Source organism: Paracholeplasma vituli, from assembly GCF_025446935.1.
In the GTDB taxonomy this organism is placed as follows: domain Bacteria; phylum Bacillota_I; class Bacilli_A; order Acholeplasmatales; family UBA5453; genus Paracholeplasma; species Paracholeplasma vituli.
Genome location: NZ_JAOEGN010000008.1, coordinates 1 through 26,070 on the forward strand (window position 1 = coordinate 1; position 26,070 = coordinate 26,070).

Here is a 26,070-nt window from a genome sequence, read left to right on the forward strand (position 1 = left end):
TGGATGAAATGTTGTCTAACATTATAAAGTGCTTGATTGTATAAACTTCTAGAAGCACGCATTAAGGATAAGAGAAAATGATGTTGATTAGGATTCAAATAGAGTCTAGTTTTTAGGGCTTTATAAGGCATAAATCGTTTCCTCCTTTCTACTTAAATTATACCATAAATGACACATAAAATATATATTTTATGTAAATATTTAATTATATATAATTATTAGAAACAAGGTGGTTTATAGAACCAATTAGCATGAATTTTATAAAACTTATAGAGTCTATATTCGATAAGTGAACAATAAATGACGAACTTTCCTAATAGATAAAAAACACCTTTGAATTGTCTCAAAAGGTGTTTGTGATCTAATTAACGTGCTAACCAACCGCCATCGACAGCAAGTGTAAAGCCATTGACATAACTAGAAGCGTCACTCGCTAGGAAGACGATTGCGCCCATCATATCTGAGGGTAATCCCCAACGTCCGGCAGGAATTCTTTCTAGGATTTGACCCGCTCTGGTTTCGTCATCACGAAGTTGTTTGGTATTATTGGTTGCCATGTACCCTGGCGCGATCGCATTGACATTGATATTATATTTAGCCCACTCATTAGCCATCGCCATAGTGATGCCTTTTACTGCTGATTTTGATGCTGTATATGAAGGAACACGAATGCCACCTTGGTAAGCTAACATGGAAGCAACCGAAACGATTTTGCCACCTGATTGTTGTTTGATAAATTGATTTGCACAGGCTTGTGATAAGAAAAATACTGTGCGTGAGTTAATGTTCATAACATCGTCCCAGTTTTGTTCAGAGAATTCTAAAGCATCTTGTCGCTTAATGATTCCAGCATTATTAACAAGAATATCAACTTTTCCCATATAGGCAACCGCTTCATTCACTAATGCGACTAAATCCGCTTGAGAAGCATGAATTAAATCTTTTTTAATACCTAAAAACTTTCTCCCAAGTGCTTCCACTTGAGCCTTAGTTTCGGGCATATCGACGTAATCGACACCAACTACATTTGCCCCAGCATCTGCTAAACCTAAGCACATACCTTGACCTAAACCGGTTGAGGCACCAGTAACTATTGCAACCTTACCTGCTAAACTAAATTGATCTAATATTCCCATGTTCGTAGCTCCTTTATTTTAAGTCTTTAGTTTGGATGAAATCCATATCGTCGTACGCTTGATTTTCCCCACACATTCCCCATATGAAGGTATAATTGTGTGTTGCAACCCCTGCGTGAATGCTCCAACTCGGTGAAATCACCGCTTGTTCGTTTGCCATCACGATGTGTCTCGTTTCATCAGGTTTTCCCATTAAGTGGAAAACACGGTGTTGTTCTGGCAAATTAAAGTAAAAATAAACCTCCATGCGGCGTTCATGTGTATGACAAGGCATGGTATTCCATGAAGACCCAGGTGCCAATTCTGTTAGTCCCATTTGAAGCTGGCAGGTTTCGAGAATGGCTGGGTGCAGGTATTGATAGATGACCCGTTTATTCATAGTCAATTCTTCACCCACTGGTCTAGGGTTTGTGATACTAAATGGAATGTGTTTATTTGGATACGCTTTGTGTGCCGGGCTTGAGTTAACATAGAATTTAGCTGGATGATTCGAATCCAACGACCCAAATTCTATATGTTTAACACCACGTCCTAAGTACAGACCATCTTTATGTGCCATGGGTTGTTGAATACCATCGTAAATGATGTAACCTGGACCACCAATATTAATGACACCTAATTCACGTCTTTGTAAAAAATACTCGCTCGCAACTTCTTTTGGTGCGTCTAATGTAAGATTTTTGTCTACAGGATAAACACCACCGGCGATGATGCGATCAAAGTGTGAATAGGTTAAAGCAATATCATTTTTAATAAAAACATCTTCAATTAAATAAGTTTCGCGAAGTTTTTGAGTGTCGTAACTTTTTGAGTCTTCCGGACTTGTTGCATAACGGACATTAAATTTCATGTTGTTCCTCCAAAATTGATTTTATATAAGACATACTTTCTTGGATATCCTCACCTGTGATACCTTCAAAAATATAATAGGCTTCTGGATTATTTTTAAGCATCATCGGTAACAATTTACGATAATCGAATAACCCTTTATTTAACCCCACTTGAACGAGTTTCCCCTCTTTTAAGATGTAGTTTTTGAGGTGAAATACCGCGATATCATCTTTTAGAAGATGTAAGGCTTCGGCTAAAATGGCTTCGTGTTGTCGATGGTTTCTCAAATTGAGTAAATTATACAAATCGATGATAACTTTTACATTTTTGCTATTTAAATCCGTAACAAAACGTTTTAATGTATGTGGTGAAAAAATAACATGTGCATAGGCTGCTTCAACCAATACTGTTTTTTGATATCTCCTGGCTACTTTCTCCAAATCCTTAAACACGGACAAGACTTCTTGATAAGCATGTTTGGTATGGTTTTGTTCGTGATAAATCCATTGATCATCGTAATAAGACCCAGTTTCAGATGCGACATACTCAGTATTAACACAATCTGCTAAAGCAAGCTGAAGTTTAAAACGCTCAATTCCGTTATCGCGTTTTTTTTGATCGCTATGAACGGGATTGAAATAACTGCCCAACAATAGCACGGAAACGCCATTTTGTACCAGTGAGATGGATTTAAAATCCTCTTCAGTCAGTTTAGGTTCAACATTTAAGGCTTTATTTACGACCAATTGAATCCCATCAAAACCATATGACTTCGCACACTCAAACAGTGCTTTCGCTTCCATTTTACCCATGTCGTGTGCGCGAATACCCAGTTTCATTATAAAATGTCCCCCTAAAAAGCCGAGACGACGTGAAATTTGCTTACCAACTTCAATGAATTGCTTAGCGATATTTTGTGTATCTTCAATAGACGTATGGAGTCTAGAAACAGCCACAACACCACATACGCGATTTTCAAAGTTATAAATCGGAATCGCAATATTCATGACGTGGTTTAGATCACCACCGAGTTCACACGTATACCCTTTAGTAATAATCGTCTTTTTGCGAGCTTCATCGATTTTCACGATACCTTCAATTTTCTTGTCAAATGCTGCGTAGCATTCACCAATGTAGTTATCGGAAAAACTAGTATAAATCTGGCCTACTTCGACATGCGATACGATTTGGCTTTGAGGTGCTTGATACGCATGAACAAATACGATTTTATCGCCATTAATGCGTTTTGTAGCAAATGCATTGCAACCATACTCATCTGAAAATTGCTTGAGCAATGGAGCTGAGGTCGTAATAAAATTAGAATTTTTAGTATATACCGACCCAATTGCATACATTTTTGACCCTATAACATAGGTTTTTCTAAATGGGTCTTTGTAATAAATCGCATCTGCTTTATATAGCGTCTGTAAAAAATCATAAGCGGTCGCTTTAGGCATATCTAATTCGCGATAGATTTCGCCTAATGTGAGACCATCTGGATGTTTAGAAATTAATTCGAGTATGGCCAAAATACGATTAACCGAACGGTTATCTTTCATGTGAATCCCTTCTTTCGTTAATAATTATCTTTGAACACGGCCCGAGGCATCACCTTTAGCCAACGTATCGACTTCTTTTTCATCGACTAGGTTATAATCACCAAATATGGTGTGTTTGAGGGCACTAGCTGCCACTGCAAACTCAAGTGCTTCGCCTGGATTAGCCTTCGTTAATAACCCATGGATGAGTCCACCAGAAAAGGCATCTCCTCCACCGACACGGTCTACAATTCGAATATCATACGATTTTGAATAGTAAAATGATTTACCATCATAAATCAATGCACTCCAACCATTATCGGATGCTGAGTGTGATTCACGAAGTGTGGTGGCCACATATTTAAATCCAAATGTTTGTTGCATTTCTTTAAAAATACGTTCGTAACCTTTATGATCCAAAACACCCTTTGTGACATCGCCGCCAGGTTTGAATCCTAGTGTTAGTTCAGCATCTTCTTCATTACCAATACATACATCAACATATTGCATGAGGTCACGCATGACTTTTTGAGCTTGTTCTGGTGTCCATAATTTCTTACGATAGTTTAAATCGACAGAAACGGTCACGCCGTGTTTTTTTGCTGCTATGCAAGCTGCTTTAGTGATTTTTGCACCTTGCGCTGAAATCGCTGGGGTAATCCCCGAAAAGTGGAACCATTTTGCATCTTTGAAAATGGCATCCCAATCATACTCTTCCGGTTTTGATAGTGCAATTGCGCTATCAGTACGGTCATAAATGACTTTACTTGGACGCATCGATGCCCCATGTTCAAGGTAATATATGCCAATACGTTCTCCACCTCTTACAATGTATTCGGTATGAACGCCTAATTTTCTAAGTGAGTTTATAGCTGCTTGGCCAATTTCATGTTTTGGTAATTTGGAAACAAAATATGCATCGTGTCCGTAATTGGCTAGTGATACTGCTACATTGGCTTCACCACCACCATAAACCACATCAAATCCGTCAGCTTGAACAAATCGTTGTTTATCAACTGGTGATAAACGTAACATGATTTCCCCTAATGTTACAATTTTCATTGGTTTCTCCTTATAGTTTTACTTTAAATACGGCTTTTTTCACTAAATCATTCGTACCATTCGATAGTTTAGGCATATGGAGTTCATCTTTAAACACCATTGCGAACATTCCTTTGGTCAATAAGACTGTAGAGAAATAACCTAAAGATTGTCCTTTTAGGACATCCTTTTCCACGTTGTATGGATGGCTGATTTGAAACTTTAAATCGTTTGCTTCTAAATAACCGAATATTTCAGTCCCCTCTAACACCAATTGAATATCACCATACTGTTGATGGGATTCAAAATAGCATTGCATCAAAGGTTTTGGTACATAATCTTCGCGAATTAATCTTACTTTATCGTTGACAACATGAGTACCTGCTTCAATCTTTGAAAGGTCATTTTGTGCAATGTAATCGATCACTGTTTGAATGTTGGGATTCAACGAAATGTACTTTTTGAGATTCGAGATATGGTCAACAATCATGGATTAAACTCCTTTTTTGGCCTTGTTAACAGCCTCTACAAACGCTTTTGCATTTGCCTTAACACCTTCGAAATTACCCGTTTTGGCTGGTGCAGTAAGTTCACCACCAACACCAACAGCTACGACGCCATTTTTAAACCATTCATGGATGTTATCTAATGAGACACCACCAGTCGGCATAATTTGAATATTCGGTAGTGGTCCTTTCACAGCTTTTACAAATGATGGTCCAAACACAGAACCTGGGAAGAGTTTAATCACTTCAACCCCAGCTTTAAGCGCGGTTAACATCTCTGTAATGGTCATGCATCCAGGCATGTATGGAACATCGATAGATTTGCAGTATTGTGCAGTTTCTAAATCGAATCCTGGACTTACAATGTATTTCGCTCCAGCTTCAATCGCTAGTTTGGCAGTTTGCACATCTAAAACTGTTCCAGCACCTAAAATGAGTTTTTCTTCAGGGATATGCAGTTTCAAATGTCTTATGACTTGATCTGCATTTGGTACTGTAAAAGTGAGTTCAATAGCTTTTAAACCCCCTTCAATACAAGCAAGTGCGATTTGTGTAGCTTCTTCTTTGTTAGCGGCACGAACTACAGCAACCACACCAGAATCTTTGATTAGTTTAATAATTTTATTTTCCATCATCTGTCCTCCGTACAATATGATAGACATCTACTCATATTGTAGTGTATCCACCTAGTTTTTACAAGGTAGAATCCTTAATTTCTTTATTTTTAACATGAAAAAATTCAACTTTTTCACCGTTTGTATGGCCAATCTTTACACCAGTCAATTTCACTTCATTGACATAGTTAAAGTATAGCCCTTGTTTGGTGCGTGGTTCTTCAAAACTCATCATTGCTGGGATACCAGATTCTGGGTTTTCAGCATAATTGAATGTAATATTATCCAGTTCGATTTTTCGAATTGGTTGTTCAGGCAATCCATAAAAGAATCCTGCTGCCACATGGACATCGTCACAAACCATATTTTTAAACTTGAATTCGCCTAAAAATGGGGTACGATCGTCTAGAGGTAGCGCTTCTTTACTCCAAACATACTCTGTTTTTCCATCATCATCACAAAAATAATACATATTCATAACTAAGGGTGTTAAAACACCTTTCATATAAATATCTGTAAATGTAATACCATCGATTACCGCGTCTTTACCGCGTCCTCGGCGGGTTTTGATACGAAGCCCTCGATCAGTATCTAAGAAATAACATTGTGACACTTGAATATCTTTCATACCACCAGACATTTCAGAACCCAATACCACAGCACCATGACCATATTTCATCATACAGTTTCTAATGATGACTCTTTCACAAGGCTGTTTATAGGTTCTTCCAAGCTCAATTTTGCCAGATTTTAACGCGATACAGTCGTCACCAACAGAAAATTCAACACCTATAATGCGTACATCTTTGCACGATTCCGGGTCACAACCATCGGTATTTGGAGAATCTTTTGGAGACTCTATTTTTAAATCAATAAAATCTATAAACTCTGAAAAATACGGATGCAGGTTCCAAGATGGGGTATTTTTTACCGTGACCCCTTGGAGTGCAACGTTCTTAGAATGGACTAAAAATAATCCATTTGGACGCCAAGCCCCGCGCATAATCTTATGTTTAATCCACCAATCCCCATTTTGGGCATTACCATCAAATACACCTTGACCAATGATCTTCACATTTTCAACATGTAGACCAGTAATCATCGAAGCGAATTGAGGTGCAGGTACACCTTCCCAAGAAGCCATTTCATGGTAAGTACCATCACGCTTTTGAAATCGTGCAGGTAGAATTGGGTATTGGTTTCGATCGGTTAGATAAATTAGGGTCGCTTCTTTATCCAATTCAATTGTGATATCGCTTTTCAAGAAAATAGGCCCCACCAAGTATGTACCTTTAGGGATATAAATCCTGGCCTGTTTAGGTGCTGAATTTATCGCGGTTTGGATAGCCATGGTATCGAAGGTAATTCCGTCACCTTTCGCACCAAATTCGATAACATCCATCGAAATCGATTCCGAATCGGTTTGATAAATCGATTGAGCTTGACCAACTTGAATTGTGTACTTTGTATCAGGTTCAAGTCCGTAAACTGAAAACACGTTGGTTTTAACATTATTTAAAACCAATGTGCCATTCACGTTTACATCAAAAGGGGCTTTGCTGTAATAAATATCGTTATTTTCTAATTCAAATGTGAAGCTCCTTGAAGACTTAAAGATCAATTTGAACATAACTACCTCGACTTAGTATATTTTTTTGAAATCCATGCTTTTGCTTTAATCCATAACCAGTCAATCGAGAAATAGAGTAAACCAAATGTAATCGGGTCAATACCTTGGTTATCAAATCCAAACATCAACATCCCAATCGATGGGATACCAACCATCATCAAAAGTTCTACAGTGTAATAAATGGCTAATACCATAATAATGACATATAGGAAGGATGCTAATAAACTGAGAATGGAGTTTCTCTTAATCTGAAATGGTAAATAATGAAGGGTCGGTTGCTTGTCATTATTCATCCAAACAATCACTTTGTTCGATATAAACTCAACTGCCAAAGTGAGGATTAATACAAGTAATACAAAGCGATCTAAAATGTCGTATGTGTCTACAGCCAAAGCTGTAAATGTGACAAAGAATGCAGCCCCTGAAAACCAAAACTTCATGAAACCAATTTTAATATCTGGTTTGATATTCGCTAATTTATCGATACCATAAGGGTTGAATCCGTCATGGTTATTATTATTCTTCAATTTTGACATACTTCCAATCTACATACACCCATGCAAATATCGTGGCGATTACATAGAATACAAACCCAATTGCGAAAATTCCCATGGACATTAAACTGTAATTTTTTAATGTGTAATCTGTTCTTGTCGCTGCTTCAACAAGAAATTCATTTGAATACAAGAATACCAGTAAACCTTGTATAGCGTTCAATACCGTAAATAGAACTAATGACAGTGGTGAACGTTTGCGAGAAAATGAAATCGAATTAAAGATTTGAACCATCGAGATGATGTACATCGCGAATAGATAGAACCCGATAATTTTTGAAGTGAGTTCTGAAATCGCGGAGATATGCGATCTGAAAACGAAGCCTGATGTTCTAAAATCTAAGAATAGAGTGAAAAATAATGAGCCAATTATTGTAAGAATCACTGGGATTTTGTATTTGTTATACGAATACCACCGATTGATGAATACACCAAACGTTTCTTTAGTCTTAACATTATTCATAAATCGTCTTCTCCGTTTCTTTATCGAAGAAATAGATGTGTGATGGGTCAAACGAGACCACAACCTCTTCTCCAACTTGATAGACTTCTCTTGAGTTGATTTTCAAGATGACATTTTTACCACCAAAACGGACATGAACCAGTGCTTCTGCACCTAAGAGTTCATAGAGTTGAACTGTGGTTTCAAACCCTTCTACTTTACTATTGACACATTTACGATTAATCCTAAAATTCTCAGGTCTAACGCCAATGATGATTTCTTTACCAAAGTATCCTTTTTGCTTCAAAATTGGATGAATTTTGGATTCATCAATGTGCATTTTAACCGCGTCAATTTCGAGTAAACCATCTGAATCGATATCCCCTCTAAAAATATTCATAGGGGGTGTACCAATAAAGTTAGCTACAAATAGGTTACTCGGTCTTTGATACACCTCAACTGGGGTTCCAATCTGTTGAACATACCCATCTTTCATTACAACCATACGGTCAGCTAATGTTAAAGCTTCAATTTGGTCATGTGTAACATAAATCATAGTCGAACCTAAACGGTGGTGTAGTTCTTTTAATTCCTTACGCATAACACCGCGTAATTTCGCATCCAAGTTGGATAATGGTTCATCGAGTAAGAATACTTTCGGGTCGCGAACGATGGCTCTACCTAAGGCGACCCTTTGGCGTTGGCCACCAGAAAGTTCCTTTGGTTTACGGTTTAAATAGGGTTTTAAGCCTAAAATATTCGCTGCCCACATCACTCGTTCATGGATATAATCAGAACTTTGTTTACGAAGTGTTAACGAAAACGCCATATTATGGTAAACCGTCATGTGTGCATAAAGTGCGTAGTTTTGAAACACCATCGCGATATCACGGTCTTTTGGAGCCATTGTATTGACAACGACATCGTCAATGGTGAGGTTCCCTGATGTGATATCTTCTAACCCTGCAATCATACGGAGTGTGGTTGATTTCCCACAACCAGATGGGCCTACTAAAACGATGAATTCACCATCTTTGATGTCGATATTGAAATCAAAAACGGCTTGAACACCATTTAAATAGACTTTATTCACATTTTGTAATGACATTGTGGACATATTATTCACCAATTTCCTTTAAATGTGTTTTTAATTCGTGATACTTACGTAAAGTAATGAGGGCTGCATAAACCATAAAGAGAATGGTTAGACCAATTAAAATCGTGATTTGAGTATATTGAACGCTACTTATTTGTTTTAATTTAAGTAGTTTTAGCGGTTCATTAAAAACTCTAAATAAATGGACAGCAGAAATTCCAAATAAACCGTAAACATAGCGATTGCTGTATGCCTTGACCTTTTCAGCAGCGAGAAAAGTGACTAATAACAATAGGATGTTGATCAAAATCTCAACGGCTGTAGACATCGTTGGTATAACTGAACGAGGGGTAATGGTCATGAACAAGGATATGGTTTGAAATACCATAGACAATAGAACAAGCCAATAAGCTGACTTATTCAATTGATAGCGCATTTTATCGATACGATTAGTTTTGTTCATAGGACTTCACCACCTTTTGAATCAGTTGTGCACGGTCTTTTTGGACACGTATTTTATATACTATGAATACCATTAATAGGATAGATACAATGATCATGAAGATGGAAAACATATTGCCAAATTCGAATACGAGATAACTCTTCGTGGTGTTTCTAACCTGGTACAAGTGTGGTGGAACTTCTAACTCTGTAATCGCACGATACATGGGTTCTAAAACACTATTGTAATAAAGTGTCATAATTGCAGAAACCATGAGAATTATCGAAGAAAGTATACTTAAAACAATATTACTGAAGAAAAACGTCTTGCGGTTAAATGAACCGGAGAATATGAGCAGTAATAAAAGGATCACACCGGCGAATCCGACTTGTGATAAGGTACGATTGGCCGTTTGTGAAGCCAAATAGAATCGAGCAGCACGGGTCTCTGAGACAATATATGCCCAATTGGTGCTGTAACCTAATGTATAAATGTAAAATCCAGCTGCTGCGATTAGAAGCAGTATATATACGGTAGGTTGAATATATTTTGAGATTGTTTTAAGCGTATTTTCCATAAAATCACTTCCACTTTCATGTAAATTTTGATGGGATTCTAGAAGGGCAAAACGCCCTTCTAGTCCCAAATTGTGGTTATTTATTAACTCTTGCGTAAGCAGCTTCGAGAGCAGCTTTGTAAATCACTTGATATGTATTGATACCATCTTTAGTCACATAAGTGCTGAAGTAAACTTCTGGAGTCACTGTGCCACCTAAACCTGTGAATCCATCACGGACCAATTTAGCAAGTTGAGCATCTGCCCAAATGTCATCATAAGTTAAGGTTTGCATATCTGCTAATTCATCGGCAGAGAGTGCGAATAGTGATGGAGATAAACGATAGAACGGATTTTCAGATTGATATACACCAGCAAGTCTGAATGTATTCGCTTGAACCGCTACGTTGATTCTTTCAATACCTGCGACACCTTGATCAGATAATGTTTGGTATTCAAGACCTAGACCACGAATGTGACCAATTGGCATGGTTGCACCAACATAACGTCTTAGGTAGTTAATCATGTTACCAGATGCAAGGGTTTGCATTTCTGCTAAGGCTGCAGCGGAAATTGCTGGAATCATTTCACCGTTATATTCGATTTGTCCATCGATGAAGCCTTGAGGCCCGTATAAATGAATATTACCGATTGAATCGTTAGCAGAATAATCATATAAACCATCAACTAAAGTTAAGATTCTCGCTAATTTCGCAGTGTCTTGTTCAACGTGTGCTGGAATACCCCATGCTTCATTCTTAAGGGATCTAACGCCTTCAGAGAAATGGAAATATTGACCATCACCTAACCAGTTATTTACTGGAGGTAAGATTGCTTCAAAGCGGAATGTAGGGTCAAGTGCTTTAGCTGCAGTGATGTACCCTTGTGGGGTTGAGGATGCATTATAGTCATATGTGATGAAACCATATGAACCTTGTAACAATTGTGCTCTGTGGTCTGTGTTTGAACCAGAGTCAAATGTTTGAATGATGAGTTGGTCATCGAATAACTTCGATAATTGAGTAACACCGTCAATGGTAGCTTGTTCTGCTCTTGCATCTACGATCTTACCTTGTTGATCAAAGTATGTCCAGTCGTATCTTGAGAACATACCACGTAGACCAAACATTTCAAGTCCGCGGAATAAGTTACGGATACGAGAAGCTTGTGATGTTCTTGGGAACATAACTTCTACGGATGTCTTAGGTGCAGTTAATTCTCTAGTTAAGTATTGTGGGTTTGCTTTAACTACATACATCAATGCAACTAATTCATCGACATCGTACGCAGCGTCTGTTCCAACAAATACGTCAGAAAGTTTAGCATAACCTTGTGCCCCATAAGTTGCTTGCATATAAGATCTGAATGCGTTTGCCATCGATGCACCAGTCTTATCAGGTAAGTTCTTAAGTGTAGTTAAAATATTTGCAGTGTGTGCCTTAGTGACATTACGAGTAGTTCCGTTTGGATTCGCAACTTTAACAACAACGTTTAGATTTTCAGGTGTTGTATTCGCAACAGTGAAACTACCTGTATAAGGTGTAGAGTCAAATGTAGGAGACACAACGTCTAGAATATCTTCAACCCAGTCAATACGAACTAAGAACATTTGTTCGATTTCACCAAATCCATCAAAGTATGGTGTATAGTAAATACCGCCATTAGAAGCTGTCATGGATGCTCTAACAGAAGGGTTTTCGGTTAGGAATTGGTTCAAATTAGGCATTGAGTTTAAATACTTAGATAAGTCAACGAAGTTATTACCTTGTACACCATATTGTGTCAGTAGTGCACCAGTTGCATTAATCACATCAACAGTTGAGAAACTATTGGTGAGTAATTCGTTGAATTGGTTTGTAGTATTGCTGTTTACTTTAGCATCTTGGAATGTGATGTTTAATTTTTGTCCTAGAGCTTCCCAAACAGGCATTAACATACCTGAAGTATAAGTTTTACCATTTAACGAAACGTATGGATTGGTTTCTTGGTAAGAAATACCTCTACCTTCGTAGTTGATTGCAACTTTTAACGTAATTGCTTTTGAAGGGTCGTCTTCAACAAGGTTAGCACTGACATTCACTTGGAATTGTGTAGTTAAGGTTTGATACGTTACAGTGATCACTTTAAGACCTGCTGATACTGAATCAAAACCAGCGAAAGTAAGTTCTGTGTGTGGAACCGCTTCTTTAGAGCCATCCGAATAAAGCGCTTCGACAATTAAACCGTTAATGTTTAAAACACCATTTAGACCATACGTTGTCTTCGAAGGTAAATTCTTAACTTGAATTGCCCATAAAGTTACTGGCGCATCGACGTCTTTAACAACGACTTGAAATACATCTGTAAATTTTCCTACAGTTACTGTAATGGTCTTCAATCCTGGAGTCGTAGTCGAGAATCCAGATACTTGGAATTGGTTCGCACCCGTACCTTGAGTCAAGATAAGGCTTGAACCATCACTAAATGAACCTTCAACTTGCAAACCTGCTAAGTCGAGTACTGTGTCACCGACTTCGTAATCAGTTTTAGTAGGCGTTACTTTAACTTGGATAGATTCCAATACTTTTTCGGGTTCAGGCTCATTGCCGCCACCGATACAGCCTGCTAAAACGAATAGTGATAATACCGTTAGGATTATCCCAAACATTTTTTTCATACTTTTTCTTCCTCCTCTTTCTTATTCCTTAACCCCACCAACGTTGACCCCTTTTGCAAAATACTTCTGCAAGTACGGATAGACAACGATGATTGGGATAATAGACATGACAATCATGGCATACATATACGAATACGGTGAATACGGGGTATTCGTGATTGATGCGTTTTCATCCATCAAGTATTCACTCAAATACTTTCTTAAATGGACTTGAAGCGGATGTTCGAAATTCCAGTTAACCAATACAAGGTTCCAGAAATACCCATTCCAACGGGATAATGCATAGAACAATGTAACGGTTGCGAGGGCACTTTTGGACATTGGTAAATATACGTTCGTGAGGACTTGGAACTCATTTGCACCATCGACTATGGCTGCTTCTTCAATTTCCTTTGAGACCCCACTAAAATAGTTTCTGAGTAGAATGACGTTAAAGGCTTGAACTCCGAAACCATAGATGATCCCCCAACGGTTATCGACACCAAACATCTTATAATTTAAGAAGGTTGGGATCATCCCTGCTGAGAACCACATCGTAAATACGATAATGAAGTTAATTTGTCTTCTAAAGACCAAACGGCTCTTTGATAATGCATAGGCTGCTGCAATCGACATGACCATCGAAAAGATGGTGCCAAAGAATGTGTAGAATAGTGTATTGGTATAAGCTATCCAAAATCCTTTATCCGATAATACTGCAATCAGTGCGTCGAGTTGAAAGTCTACTGGCCAAAAGATAACACGGCCTTGTTCGAATGCGATTTTACCCGATACTGAAGCCGATATCGTATAAATGAATGGATAGAGAGCTGCAATCGCGAATAAGGTAACTAACACATAGGCAGCGACTTTGAAAATGACTTCTGTTATATCTAATCTTCGCATGGGTAGCCTCCTTAGAATAGTGACGTGTCAGATACACGTTTGGAAATGAAATTCGCTCCGAGGACTAAGAACATCGCGATGATCGAGTTAAATAAGTCTGCTGCCGCGGCTGTATTCAGCGAAATGGACTGTCCACCCATCAACCCACCGATACGTGTAACGAAGGTTGAAATAACATCGGCTGTTCCATAGGTTTGGACATTATAGAGTAAAATGATTTTTTCATAACCAACTGATAGAATTTCGCCGATACGCAGAATGAGCATAATGGTTAGAGTTGGTGCCATCCCAGGAAGGGTGACATAACGAATTTGTGCGAGTTTATTCGCACCATCAATTCGAGCTGCCTCATAGTTTGTAGGACTGATTGCCATAATGGCTGCGAAATAAACGATTGACCCATAACCAGCGCCTTCCCAAATCCCAGAAATAATGTAAATCGACCGGAAGTATTGAGGGTTTCTCATTATCCCCACAGATTCATCGATCAACCCTAAATTTTGTAATAAAGAGGTAATGACACCTGGTGCTTGATGCGGTTCATTGCCTTCAAATAACATTAAAGTAATGATGGAGGTAATGACAACCGTACTGATAAATTTAGGTAAGTAGGTTAAGATTTGAGTTAAGCTACGGTAGAAATCTGATTTGATTTCAGAAAAGAATAATGCCAGAATAATTGGTACAGGAAATCCAAAGATTAACCCATACATCGAAATCGCAAACGTATTTCGAAAAGCTTGCCAGAATTCCTTTGCATAATCCCCTGCAATTAAGGATCTAAATGCATAAAACCCAGAGAATGGTGCTTGTCCAACCGAAAGTGTTAAATCATTCTGGTTCTTAAAAGCAGCGAGAATTCCATAGATTGGCATGTATCTGAATATAAAGAAATACAAGAGCACTGGAACCAACATCACATAGAGTGGCCAGTCTTTTTTGATGGCTACCCAGTAGCGATGCCATTTATTTCTTTCTAATTGTTCTAACAGGAGTTCGCGATTCACTTCATCTAAACTCATGTGTTTTACGTCTTGATTAGCTCTCATAAAAGTGTTCCTCTTCGTTTCTTTCTTTTATTTGTTTCAATAAGTATTTACGCATGTCAACCATAAAATCTGTTTGGTGTCTTGCAATCATGAGAACGACCCATCCGATTAAGACATTAAATGCATGTCGTGTAATCAATACCACCCATTCTACTTTGTCATAGAGCACGAATTGAACAATGACTTGGACAAAGAACATAGCCAAATACCCGGTTAAGAAATATAAGGTTAATAAGATGACTTCATTTCGAATTTGTCCTTTAGTGGTGATTTTGAACCATACCATAGCACTACCAATCGCAAAGATAGACGCTGCATAACCCATCATTTCCATAATTTCATAGTTACGATATAGGATTGTATGTAAAATGACGACTGCCCCATTCACAAACAAACCGTAAGGCCCCCACCTAAAGTAGATAATCAAAAGGATCGGTGTAGACAAGGTCACATATAAGAACATAAGGTCTGATTGACTGGCAAAAAAGCCAATTAAATCTACCACTAGAGCAATGATGCCCAGAAACATCAAGTCCATAAGACGATATTTCGCTATTGTCAAAGTATGACCTCCTTTATATAATGGATTTACATGAGGTGTTCATATGATTAAACTTAAACTTTCCCCAAAAGACAATATTCAAGCAGTTTTGGATGGTTATCCACTCGATACCCATCTTGATGTAACTCTTAGCCCTGGTTTATACAACCAAAAACTTACTTTGAAGCACGATTACCTAAAATTAACTGGAACATCACACGATACCGTCATTTCTTTTGACGATCACGCTTTAAAATTCCATGCCGATGGGTTATTGATGAATACATTTCGAACCCAGACCGTTTTAATTTTAGGAGACCACATTACACTATCGAATTTAACGATCGAGAATACAAGTGGAACAGGCCCTAAGATTGGACAAGCGATAGCGCTTTCATCTTATGGAGATGATACAACGATTCAAAATTGTGTCCTTAAATCCACCCAAGATACACTTTTCTTTGGGCCTTTGCCATCGGATTTAATTTCACGGTACGACCATATATTATCGGTTGAGGAACGCATAAACCGTCCATTGAGACAATTCGTCTTTGATTCCACAATCATTGGAAATGTTGACTTCATTTTTGGTAGTAGTGATGCGTTTATCGATCACTGTACGATCATTTCGAATGGTAATGGATACATCAGTGCACCCTCTACACATCCCAAATCATCGTTCGGGCTGGTATTTAATCAATGTCGGTTTGAATCCTTAGGACAGTACACCATTGTTCTGAGTAGACCTTGGCGTAGCGGAGGAAAGGTCGCATTCATCGATGTAGATTTTACCGCACCGATTGCTGAAGAACGTTATTTGGATTGGGATAAGCCAGTCTTTGAAAACTACGAACTGCCTTATGTACCGCATCATTTATCAAAACCATTGCCCGAAACCATGTTGAAAGCAATTATAGACTGTATCGCTAAGAAGCGTTTGGATTTGAATCGACATTAATCGATTCATATCGCTTCTGGCGATTTTTTTTACATATTGAAATACTTCTTTGCGTTGTTGTAAGAGATATCTTCGACAATACGCCCTAAAATATCATAATCTAATGGGAATAACCCTTGTTCTACCCAACGGCCAATCTTATCACAGAGTAAACGTCTGAAATACTCATGTCTTGGATAGCTTAGAAATGAACGTGAATCGGTTAGCATCCCTACAAATCTAGATAATAGACCATTGTTCGCTAAAGCGTCAATTTGACGACTCATCCCATCAATTGTATCATTAAACCACCATGCTGAGCCACATTGAATTTTACCCGGTGTTTTACCATCTTGAAAGGATTGCATCAATGTCACAACCACATCATGATCACGTGGGTTTAATGCATAGATGATAGTCTTCGGCAATTGATCTTGATAATCTAAGGCATCTAGAATTCGAGATAACGGTTTTGCAATCAATTCATCGTTAATCGCATCATACCCAGTATCTGGTCCGAGTTTTTGAAGCATACGTTTGGAATTGTTTCGAAGGGCTCCAATATGGTATTGTTGAACCCAACCTAATTTGTGATAAGCTTTGCCTAAAAAGACCAACATGAATCCTTTATATTTTTCAACTTCATCTTTATTAAGTGTTACTTTAGCTCTCGCACGTTTGAAGATCCAGTCAATTTCTTCTTCATTCGTATCTTGGAAATGAATGGAATCTAACCCATGATCTGATAAACGGCACCCATTCGCATGAAAATAATCCATTCGAAGTTCCAAAGCTTTTTGAACTTCTGAGATTGTATCGATAGAAAATCCGACTACAGTACTCAATTGATTCACCCAATCATTGAACCACGATAACTCGATATTGATTGCTTTATCTGGTCTAAATGCGGGTTTAACTTTAAAGGCATTGTGTTCTTTTTCTAGGAGTTGGCGATATTTTAAGTCATCGATCGGGTCGTCTGTAGTACAAACTACTTGAACACGACTCATTTCAATGAATTTTTTCGGTGTTAAATCTTTAAGTTGACGATTGGCTTCATCGTATATGCTTAAAGCTGTTTTTGGCGATAATAGCGCATCGATATTGAAGAATCTCTTAAGTTCAAGATGACTCCAATGGTATAACGGATTGCCCACCAAATATGGCATGACTTCAGCATACTTCATAAACTTTTCAAAATCTGGTTTTGTTCCAGTAATGAATGCTTCATCAACCCCATTGGCTCTCATTAAGCGCCATTTATAGTGGTCACCACCAAGCCATACCTTAGATAAATTATCAAACGGTTTGTTTTCATATATCTCTTTTGGATTTAAATGGCAGTGGTAATCGATGATTGGCATCTTCGCTGCGTAATCATGATAAAGTTTTTTCGCAACTTCACTTGATAACATGAAGTCCTTATCCATAAATGTTTGCATCCATATTCCTCCTTATAAAATGACACCAGTTTTGAATATACCGATTTCTCTAAAGTGGTTGATTTCATTACGTGTAGGTTTGCCATTCACAACATCAACGATGAAATCGATAAAGTCTTCTAAAACGGTATCCATGTCAACCCCTTCGGTTAACAGTCCGGCGTTGAAATCAATCCAATTTGGTTTTTTGTGGTAAATCTCGGAGTTTGTTGAAACTTTGATGGTTGGAATGAATCCACCAAAAGGTGTTCCACGACCAGTTGAAAATAAGACTAACTGACAACCGCTCATACCTAAGGTTGTCACTGAAACGAGATCGTTTCCTGGAGCACTGATGAGGTTTAACCCCTTTGTTTTAAGTCGATCTGTTTGCTTTAACACATCACAAACTTTTGATAATCCAGCTTTTTGAGTACAGCCTAGTGATTTATCCTCTAAGGTTGTAATCCCACCATTTTTATTACCTGGTGAAGGGTTATCGTATATGACTTGATTGTTTTTCTTATAATAATCTTTAAAATTGTTAATTAACTCTACTGTTTTTTGAAATACAGATTCGTCTTTGGCCCTTCGCATTAAGATTTGCTCAGCACCAAACATTTCAGGTACTTCTGTTAATACGCTAGTTCCACCGTGGTGGGTTATATAATCCGAAAGTCTACCAAGAAGTGGGTTCGCCGTGATACCGCTTAAGCCATCACTACCACCACACTTTAAACCAATTCGAAGGTTCGATAAGTCAGTTTCGACTCGAACGTCTTTCTTCATATGTTCATATAAGGACTTTAAATGAGTTAATCCAGCTTCGAACTCGTCAGCAACATCTTGCATCACAAGAAATTGAATACGATTGCTGTCATAATCTCCAAGTGAGGCTTTAAATGCACTAACTTGGTTGTTTTCACAGCCCAAGCCTAAAACTAGGACGCCTCCAGCATTGGGATGTTTAGCAATATTTTGAAGTGTTTCTTTGGTATTTTCATGGTCATCACCCATTTGCGAACACCCGAACTGATGGCCAAAGACTTGTATGCCATCAAATGCGACATCTGGATTAACTTCTCTAATGAATAGATCGGCTAATTGACGCGCTTGACCAACGATACACCCGACGGTTGGAACAATCCATAATTCATTACGGATACCGAACTCACCGTTTTCACGTGGGTACATCCTAATCTTACGTGACTTTGATTCAACATCATACTTTTCAAACTGTGGTGTATAAGTATAATCGATGACATCGTTTAGTTTAGTAGAAACGTTGTGTACATGAACGTGTGCACCTTTTCGAATATCACACGTGGCACGTCCGATTGGATAACCATATTTGATAACATCCTCACCTAAGTGGATGTCTTTGATTGCAATTTTATGACCTTTGGATACATCATCCAAAAGTGTAATCCCATCTATGACATCCCCTTTATTTAAAGGTAATAACGCAATCATGACGTTGTCTATGGGATTAATGATGAGAAATTTTGATTGATCCAACGTTTATGCCCCCAGTGCGTTTTGTAATGCTTGACGCATTCCGACAGCGAGAATGGATTCTACGTTTTGTTTTACATAAGTGATGACATCGGCTTGTGTTAATCTGGTGGTTTCCCAATGAGGAAGCCCTAAGATTGTATCTACAACAGATTCAACATTACCACTCGACCATAAGTTTTGATATAATTCTAAAAACTGTTTGTCATCTTGTAAACGGATCGCTTCGTTATCACGTTTACCACGGTAGAATACGATATTAGCAGCGAGACTGAATAATTGTAGTTTAGGGAATTTTCCCGTTTCAAGTTGATTCAGTACACTTGGTAAAATGCGTGTTTTATATTTCGTCATGCTATTTAATGCAATACTCATTAATTCATGTCTTACAAATGGATTTTGATAACGTTCAAGGACTGCTTTAGCAAATTTATCCATATCAGCTTCTGGTAAATCAATGGTTGGAATTACTTCTTGCCAAATCAATCTTTGAACAAATTCATGAATTTGCGTATCGTTCATCGCGTCTTTAACTGTGTCAATTCCACAAAGATACGCTACAGGGACCATAGCGGTATGTGAACCATTAAGAATCTTAACCTTACGTTCTTTATAGGGTTTGAGTTTATCTACAAAGTAAACATTCAAACCAGCCTTATCAAAAGGTAAACGTGTATTCAATCCTTTTTCACCTTCAATGACCCAAAGATGGAAGATTTCGCCTTTCACAATGGAATGGTCTAAATAGCCCCAAGTTTGTTCTAAATGACCTGCATCGTTTTTCGGATACCCAGGAACTATGCGATCTACAAGGGTGTTATAAAAACGATTCATGGTTGTCATCCAGTGAATGAATGTTTCGCTCATGTTATTGTATCTTGCAAGTTCTACCAATACACGTTTTAAAGTATCCCCATTATCATCAATTAATTCACAGGCGAGAATATCTAAGCCAGCTTCATTTGCGCCTGCAAACACTTCGAATCTCATTTTTAGAAATGCTAATAGTTTCCCAGGAAATGATACAGGGCATTGATTAAAATGAATGGTTTCTGGTTGATAAACAATGCCAGCCTCTGTCGTATTCGAGACAATGGTTGTAATCGTTTGAGAGGCAGCCAGATCCAAATACTGTCTATATTGTGTATAAGGATCAATAAACTCCTGTAGAACATCGACTATTTTTGTTTCAGTAACCGTTTTGCCCTGATCTATACCTTCAAGTATGAGTGTATATAAGCCATCTTGTGCTTCTAAATCTCTGACTCTGCCTTGTGGCATGGGCTGAATAACTGCGACATTGCCATCAAATAAACTCTGCTCATTCAACGTTTGAATAAATGGGTCTACAAAAGCACGTAGAAAATTACCCTCGCCGAACTGAACCACTTTGATTGGTCGTTTCGGAAAAGACCTTAAAACCCTAGATAATCTATCCATAAAATCCCCCCGAGATGGTGATTAAAAGTCATCCTCAATTGCCGTCCGTATATACAGACACCGTTTAATTACACCTAATTTTAACATGTAAAACAAAACCTGTCAACGGGTTACAGATAAAAAAATGTAACCGTTTCTATAAAACTGATAAAACGCTTTAAAAACCCCCACTCAAATGAGATCGTTTACTTAAGCCCTTCTTTAGAAGCAGCTATTTTATAAACGGTATTTACTCATTCTTGGTATTTTTCAAAAAAAATGCACCGTTTGGGTGCATTTAGTGTTGTTTTACAAAAGAATTATTGTCTGGGTCGGTGTAGATGCGTCTACCACGATTTAATTGGTTAATTGCTTTAACTTCGTCATCTGATAGTACTAAGTCGAGTGCCCCAAGGTTTTCTTGGATTCTCGATACAGTGACTGATTTTGGAATCATAAGGATACCGCGTTTTAGCCCCCAAGCAATGATAACCTGAGCTACAGTTGCGTTATGTATATCTGCAATCTCTTTGAGTACAGGGTAATAAGGGCCAGTTTCTAAGAAAACTTCACCTTTCATGAATGGACCATAGGAAATCGTCGCGATGTTCTTTTCATTCAAATACTGTTGTGTCGGTAATTGGTATAATCCCGGGTGTAATTCAATTTGATTAGCCATGGGTTGAATGCGAGCTGTTTTTAACAACGCATCCATATGGTGGATTTTAAAGTTTGAAACACCAATCGCTCTAGCCATTCTCTTTTCGTAACACACTTCCATGCCACGCCAAGTAAGTTGATTCAGTGTATTGGATGGGCTCGGCCAGTGTATTAAATATAAATCGACATAGGTTAACCCCATTTTTTCCAATGAAACCTGGAGCTCATTTATGGCTTCTTCATACCCTAGGTTAACTGGGGATAGTTTAGTGGTGACAAAAATGTCTTCACGAGGGATTCCAGAATCTTTAATAGCTCTGCCTACAGAAGCTTCATTACCGTAAACTTGTGCAGTATCGATATGTCGATAGCCCATCTTTAATGCAGCTAAAACAGTATCGTAAGCTTCACCTTCTGTGACTTTAAATGTACCTAATCCCAACATCGGCATGTTGATCCCATTCGAAAGTTTTTTATATAACATGTCAAATCCTCCTTATGGCTATATTATAGTAGGGGGTTCTGTAATTTTGCAATCTTTTCGTTTGTCAAATCTTTTAGTAATGCTCTAACCATCAACCATGCTGCTTCGTGGTCTCTTAAATCAAACATCGCTACAGTTGAATGGATATAGCGTGCTGGTAAGCCAATGGTTGTCGCTATAATGCCATCATTTGAATCCAGTGCGCGCGCTGCGTCTGTACCGCCTTTAGCGATATAAACTTGATGTCTTACATTGTTGTTGGCTGCGACTTCTTTAAAATAGTTAAAGAGTCTTGGGGCCATGATATTTCTAGGATCATATAAGCGAATGAGGAAACCATCTCCCATTTTACCGGAAGCTTTTGGATCTGCTAAATCATTTAATGGGGATGCATCCAATGCAAGAAAAAAATCAGGTTTGAACTTAAACACAGCTGTCCCTGCACCACGAAGTCCAACTTCTTCTTGAACAGTCGCACCGACAATAAGATTAAATGGCAATTCAACTTCATGGAAGTCACGAATGATTTCCAATGCCATGCCACAACCCCAGCGATTATCCACCGCTTTAGACATGACTTTTGTTTGATCAAAGTTGAATGAAAAATCGTTTTTTGGTAAAACCATATCGCCGATATTTATACCGGATTTAAGCACTTCTTCTTTACTGTTTGCACCAATATCAAAAATCAAGTCAGGAAAGTCTGCAGCTTGGTTTTTGGATAAGTGTGGTGGAACAGAACCAATGATACCTGGGACTAACCCATTTTTGGTTTCAGCATATAATTTTTGAGAAATGAATACTTCTGCAACCAACCCACCAATTGGGATGATTTTGATGGCACCGTTTGGTAATATGTCTGAAATCATTAAACCAACTTCATCCATGTGACCTGCTACCATGACTGTTTTTGCATTGGCAACTTTTGATTTTTTGAAAGCAAATATAGAACCCATATTATCGACTTCAATTGTATAATTTGGGTATTTTTTCATTTCGGTTAACATGATTTGGAAAACGTTGTGTTCATACGCGGAAATCCCAAATGCATTCATTAATTTTTCATAAATCGGATCAATTTTAATCATTTTAGTATCGCCTTAAACCCAAAGATTGGGCTTTCCTTTCGTTTCTTTTCTTCATACTCAGAGACAGCTTCACGTGGTTCACACGCAGTAGATGCCCAATATACTTCAAAATGAGATTCTGATAAGTATTCGAGTGAATCTTGATATAACGGTTCAAAGTCTGATCTAAACTCTAATTCGCCACTTTCACTTAGAATGGATTCATACATATCTAAGAAAGTTTTCGCAGTCAAACGACGTTTGTGATGACGTTTTTTAGGCCACGGATCACTAAAGTTTAAATACAGTTTTTGAACTGATTTAGGGTTGAAATACTGCAATAATGCGTTCGCATCGTCTTGTACAATCGTTAAATTAGGTAATTTGAGGTCATTTTGCTTCTCTAATATGCGATAGCACACGTTGATGTCTTTTTCGAATGCTACAAAGTGGAATTCTGGATAGCGTACAGCCAATTCAGTAATAAATTTACCTTTACCACTACCAACTTCTAATACAATGGGTTTATCTGAAGTGATGATTTTAGGTTCTGTTAGAATCAGTTCTGATTGGTGGATGGCTTCATAAGCCTGTTTTACTTTTTTAGTTCTCACTGTATTTAATGATCGCATACGACATGTATGCAGCTCCTATGGATAAAATGATGCCAGACACAATTTCAATCCAATGGAATGATGTGAGTGGCGTAGATTGATTTAAAAGGGTTAATATGGAAATCGGACTTGAGACCAGCAATCCGAAAATCGCGGCGTAAAATAAGGATTCAAATCTAATCATTACGATTTGCATAAGTTTGGAGAATACGACCAAGCCGATAGCTAAACCAAGTACGAACATAATGATTGGTGGAATCAGTTCAAATAATCTCGGCATATCCATTGTGAAGAATGCTTCAAGGCCATTTTTTGCTAAACCCAATACATGGCTATAGTAGCCCAGTATCAATAATACTAATGAACCACTAATTCCAGGCGCAATCATGGTGCCTGCTGCGATAAAACCGACAACAACCAACATGACATAATAAACCCAACCTGTGTGAACAGATAGATTTGAATTTAAAAGTGGTAATAAAATCATGATTATAAAGGCAATTACAAACGTAATGATGTGTTTATAGTCTTTGGTTTGAATTTTATTATAAATGGTTTTAATGCCACCAAGAATTAATCCGACGAATATTAAAGTCGTTAACAATGGTACTTCACGATAACCAAAATCAATGACAAAGACACCAAAAATAATACCAATCCCCAACCCAATCAGTATCGGTAATAGCGATTTAAATGTTTTATAAGGTGTTTTAAAAATAGATAAAATCCCATTAATTAAGGTGTCATAAACACCAAAAATGACGGCCATGGTACCGCCACTGACGCCTGGTATGATGTTGGCTAACCCAATGAAAAAGCCGCCAACAATGGTTTTAAACTTATTCATGTAATGGTAACCCTAGATTGTCTTTAATTAATAATTCTGTAATGGCGTCCATCGCTTCAGATTCATCTTCACCTTGAGTGCGAACGATGAATTCAGCGTGGCGGTAAATCCCTAATGACATGACACCCATAATCGATTTCATATCAACGGTTTTTTGGTTGGCCATGAGCCATATATCGGATTTATAGCGGTTAGCTAATGTAACTAAATTGGTTGCTGGTCTAGCGTGAATACCATTTTCTGCAATAACTTTAAATGATTTTTCCATTATTTATACGCCTCTTTCTAAGTTCTTTTTAATGAGTTTGGGTTCGTAATCAAAGGCCATTGTGATGACTTTTCCTTTGACAAAAACTCCAGTGTTGGATAAGGTTTTTAATGCTTCAAAATCGACCATTTTAACGTTTCCTACTTCAAACTTGACGCGTTCATGTTCGACTGTAATCGTATGAATATTGTCAAATCCAAGTGCATTCTTTAATTTTTGAATGAATTCTGAATCAATTGCTGTACGATCAAAAGGTTTTGGTTTCCTTTTTCTGAGATAAGCATTAAGGCTGATAAGCACTACCAATGACGCCAGTGCAATCACACCGATGATGGTAAAGGTATCGAGCTGATAAAGAGCTAGCATGTGAACACCCCTTCACTAAGATTATACGTTGTTGACCTTTTTTTTACAAGTAATTATGCCAAATGTATGGTATATTTATTATAGACAATTTTACGAGGTATTCCACATGTTTATAGATTGGATTAAATTTATTATTTTAGGTATCGTTCAAGGTATTACTGAGATTTTGCCCATCAGTTCTTCAGGTCATTTAGTATTGTTTCAATATCTATTCGACTTAAAACAACCCGGTCTAGCGTTTGAGATGTTCACCAACATGGCTTCACTTATCGCGATGGTTGTGCTATTTTACAAAGATATTTGGCATTTGATCAAACAAACGTTCATGTTTCTTCTTAAGAAAGACCAATCTGCCAAAAAGGACTTTGAATATGTCCTTAAACTCGCGATTGCAGTTATCCCTATTGGCATTTTAGGTTTTATTTTGAAAGATTGGGTAGGCTCTATTAAAAGCCTATGGTTCGTCGGTCTAGCACTCATGTTAACCGGTACCCTCTTATTACTCATATACCGAAGTCGTAATCAAACGGAAACCCATGATGAAGTGACTTACAAAGACGCACTTACAATTGGATTAACTCAAGCGGTTGCGATCTTTCCAGGGGTATCTCGAAGTGGGTCAACTATCATTGGCGGATTAACACAAAAGTTATCCCTAAAATCACTATTAAAATTCTCCTTCTTATGCTACATCATTGTATCAATTCCAGCTTCCCTTTTATCGATTTACGATTTAACACAGGTCACTGAATCGATTGACTTGATAGGTTATGGATTGGCATTTATCACGACACTGCTTGTAACTTATATTACTGGTTATTATGTGATGAAACGTCTTCAAATCAAACATTTACTATATTTTGGAATTTATTGCTTGACTGTTGGTCTAGTAGCCGTGTTATCCTTTATACTCATTTAAAATGGAAATCCCCAAGCTCGATTGAGTTTGGGGATT

Annotated in this window: 28 protein-coding genes; 2 read left to right on the top strand and 26 right to left on the bottom strand. The window is 37.8% G+C overall.

From position 1 onward, the window contains the following. The 17 genes from N7603_RS09075 to N7603_RS05135 form a co-directional block, all read right to left on the bottom strand. The coding region (locus tag N7603_RS09075; protein ID WP_373425374.1) for a helix-turn-helix domain-containing protein at positions 1–131 on the bottom strand (131 nt) is incomplete at its 3' end. A 234-nt stretch (positions 132–365) separates the two neighbouring features. Next, positions 366–1,136 (bottom strand): 2-dehydro-3-deoxy-D-gluconate 5-dehydrogenase KduD, encoded by a 771-nt coding sequence (gene kduD, locus N7603_RS05060; protein ID WP_262096279.1) that lies wholly within the window; start codon positions 1,134–1,136, stop codon positions 366–368. 13 nt (positions 1,137–1,149) lie between these two features. Then, positions 1,150–1,986 (bottom strand): 5-dehydro-4-deoxy-D-glucuronate isomerase, encoded by an 837-nt coding sequence (gene kduI, locus N7603_RS05065; RefSeq protein WP_262096280.1) that lies wholly within the window; start codon positions 1,984–1,986, stop codon positions 1,150–1,152. Further along, positions 1,976–3,526 (bottom strand): TIM barrel protein, encoded by a 1,551-nt coding sequence (locus N7603_RS05070; protein WP_262096281.1) that lies wholly within the window; start codon positions 3,524–3,526, stop codon positions 1,976–1,978. Before N7603_RS05070 ends, kduI begins: the two co-directional genes overlap by 11 nt. Before the next feature lie 24 nt (positions 3,527–3,550). Continuing rightward, positions 3,551–4,567 (bottom strand): sugar kinase, encoded by a 1,017-nt coding sequence (locus N7603_RS05075; RefSeq protein ID WP_262096282.1) that lies wholly within the window; start codon positions 4,565–4,567, stop codon positions 3,551–3,553. Between the two features lie 10 nt (positions 4,568–4,577). Further along, positions 4,578–5,036, bottom strand: coding sequence for a NanQ anomerase/TabA/YiaL family protein (locus N7603_RS05080; RefSeq protein WP_262096283.1), 459 nt, complete (start codon positions 5,034–5,036; stop codon positions 4,578–4,580). A 3-nt stretch (positions 5,037–5,039) separates the two neighbouring features. Then, a complete protein-coding gene (locus N7603_RS05085) occupies positions 5,040–5,687 on the bottom strand; it encodes a bifunctional 2-keto-4-hydroxyglutarate aldolase/2-keto-3-deoxy-6-phosphogluconate aldolase (RefSeq protein WP_373425370.1) in 648 nt (215 codons plus the stop codon). A 58-nt stretch (positions 5,688–5,745) separates the two neighbouring features. Further along, positions 5,746–7,296: a glycoside hydrolase family 28 protein gene (locus N7603_RS05090; RefSeq protein ID WP_262096285.1), complete on the bottom strand. Its 1,551-nt coding sequence runs from the start codon at positions 7,294–7,296 to the stop codon at positions 5,746–5,748. 2 nt (positions 7,297–7,298) lie between these two features. Continuing rightward, complete coding sequence (locus N7603_RS05095) at positions 7,299–7,832, bottom strand: hypothetical protein (protein WP_262096286.1); 534 nt, start codon at positions 7,830–7,832, stop codon at positions 7,299–7,301. After that, entirely contained in the window at positions 7,813–8,313 is a 501-nt protein-coding gene (locus N7603_RS05100) for a hypothetical protein (RefSeq protein ID WP_262096287.1), read from the bottom strand. Before N7603_RS05100 ends, N7603_RS05095 begins: the two co-directional genes overlap by 20 nt. Continuing rightward, positions 8,306–9,409, bottom strand: a complete 1,104-nt coding sequence (locus tag N7603_RS05105) for an ABC transporter ATP-binding protein (RefSeq protein WP_262096288.1) — start codon at positions 9,407–9,409, stop codon at positions 8,306–8,308. Before N7603_RS05105 ends, N7603_RS05100 begins: the two co-directional genes overlap by 8 nt. A 1-nt stretch (position 9,410) precedes the next feature. Then, positions 9,411–9,851, bottom strand: a complete 441-nt coding sequence (locus N7603_RS05110; RefSeq protein WP_262096289.1) for a hypothetical protein — start codon at positions 9,849–9,851, stop codon at positions 9,411–9,413. After that, positions 9,838–10,407, bottom strand: a complete 570-nt coding sequence (locus N7603_RS05115; protein ID WP_262096290.1) for a hypothetical protein — start codon at positions 10,405–10,407, stop codon at positions 9,838–9,840. The genes N7603_RS05110 and N7603_RS05115 overlap by 14 nt, the downstream gene beginning before the upstream one ends. Positions 10,408–10,483: 76 nt before the next feature. Beyond that, entirely contained in the window at positions 10,484–13,042 is a 2,559-nt protein-coding gene (locus N7603_RS05120) for a bacterial Ig-like domain-containing protein (RefSeq protein WP_262096291.1), read from the bottom strand. 21 nt (positions 13,043–13,063) lie between these two features. Next, the gene (locus N7603_RS05125; RefSeq protein ID WP_262096292.1) at positions 13,064–13,927 is read right to left on the bottom strand and encodes a carbohydrate ABC transporter permease; all 864 of its coding nucleotides are present in this window, start codon (positions 13,925–13,927) and stop codon (positions 13,064–13,066) included. A gap of 11 nt (positions 13,928–13,938) precedes the next feature. Further along, positions 13,939–14,976 (bottom strand): ABC transporter permease, encoded by a 1,038-nt coding sequence (locus tag N7603_RS05130; protein ID WP_262096293.1) that lies wholly within the window; start codon positions 14,974–14,976, stop codon positions 13,939–13,941. Continuing rightward, complete coding sequence (locus N7603_RS05135) at positions 14,966–15,538, bottom strand: hypothetical protein (RefSeq protein ID WP_262096294.1); 573 nt, start codon at positions 15,536–15,538, stop codon at positions 14,966–14,968. The genes N7603_RS05130 and N7603_RS05135 overlap by 11 nt, the downstream gene beginning before the upstream one ends. A gap of 43 nt (positions 15,539–15,581) precedes the next feature. Here N7603_RS05135 and N7603_RS05140 point away from each other — a divergent pair, with 43 nt between their 5' ends. Continuing rightward, entirely contained in the window at positions 15,582–16,475 is an 894-nt protein-coding gene (locus N7603_RS05140; protein ID WP_262096295.1) for a pectinesterase family protein, read from the top strand. A gap of 29 nt (positions 16,476–16,504) precedes the next feature. Here N7603_RS05140 and uxaC read toward each other — a convergent pair whose 3' ends face one another. The 9 genes from uxaC to N7603_RS05185 form a co-directional block, all read right to left on the bottom strand. Then, the gene (uxaC, locus tag N7603_RS05145) at positions 16,505–17,896 is read right to left on the bottom strand and encodes a glucuronate isomerase (protein WP_262096296.1); all 1,392 of its coding nucleotides are present in this window, start codon (positions 17,894–17,896) and stop codon (positions 16,505–16,507) included. 12 nt (positions 17,897–17,908) lie between these two features. Beyond that, the gene (locus tag N7603_RS05150) at positions 17,909–19,393 is read right to left on the bottom strand and encodes a UxaA family hydrolase (RefSeq protein ID WP_262096297.1); all 1,485 of its coding nucleotides are present in this window, start codon (positions 19,391–19,393) and stop codon (positions 17,909–17,911) included. 3 nt (positions 19,394–19,396) lie between these two features. Further along, entirely contained in the window at positions 19,397–20,830 is a 1,434-nt protein-coding gene (locus N7603_RS05155) for a tagaturonate reductase (RefSeq protein ID WP_262096298.1), read from the bottom strand. 277 nt (positions 20,831–21,107) lie between these two features. Then, entirely contained in the window at positions 21,108–21,953 is an 846-nt protein-coding gene (locus N7603_RS05160) for an aldo/keto reductase (RefSeq protein WP_262096299.1), read from the bottom strand. Positions 21,954–21,976: 23 nt separating this feature from the next. Further along, on the bottom strand, positions 21,977–23,041 hold the full coding sequence (locus N7603_RS05165) for a M42 family metallopeptidase (protein ID WP_262096300.1): 1,065 nt from the start codon (positions 23,039–23,041) through the stop codon (positions 21,977–21,979). Then, complete coding sequence (trmB, locus tag N7603_RS05170; protein WP_262096301.1) at positions 23,038–23,634, bottom strand: tRNA (guanosine(46)-N7)-methyltransferase TrmB; 597 nt, start codon at positions 23,632–23,634, stop codon at positions 23,038–23,040. The genes N7603_RS05165 and trmB overlap by 4 nt, the downstream gene beginning before the upstream one ends. Beyond that, positions 23,624–24,481 (bottom strand): DUF368 domain-containing protein, encoded by an 858-nt coding sequence (locus N7603_RS05175; protein WP_262096302.1) that lies wholly within the window; start codon positions 24,479–24,481, stop codon positions 23,624–23,626. Before N7603_RS05175 ends, trmB begins: the two co-directional genes overlap by 11 nt. Further along, positions 24,474–24,749, bottom strand: a complete 276-nt coding sequence (locus N7603_RS05180; protein ID WP_305071983.1) for an HPr family phosphocarrier protein — start codon at positions 24,747–24,749, stop codon at positions 24,474–24,476. The genes N7603_RS05175 and N7603_RS05180 overlap by 8 nt, the downstream gene beginning before the upstream one ends. A gap of 3 nt (positions 24,750–24,752) precedes the next feature. Beyond that, positions 24,753–25,115: a hypothetical protein gene (locus N7603_RS05185; RefSeq protein WP_262096303.1), complete on the bottom strand. Its 363-nt coding sequence runs from the start codon at positions 25,113–25,115 to the stop codon at positions 24,753–24,755. A 106-nt stretch (positions 25,116–25,221) separates the two neighbouring features. Between N7603_RS05185 and N7603_RS05190 the strand changes: the two genes are divergently transcribed. Further along, a complete protein-coding gene (locus N7603_RS05190) occupies positions 25,222–26,034 on the top strand; it encodes an undecaprenyl-diphosphate phosphatase (protein WP_262096304.1) in 813 nt (270 codons plus the stop codon). The last annotated feature ends 36 nt before the right edge of the window (positions 26,035–26,070 follow it).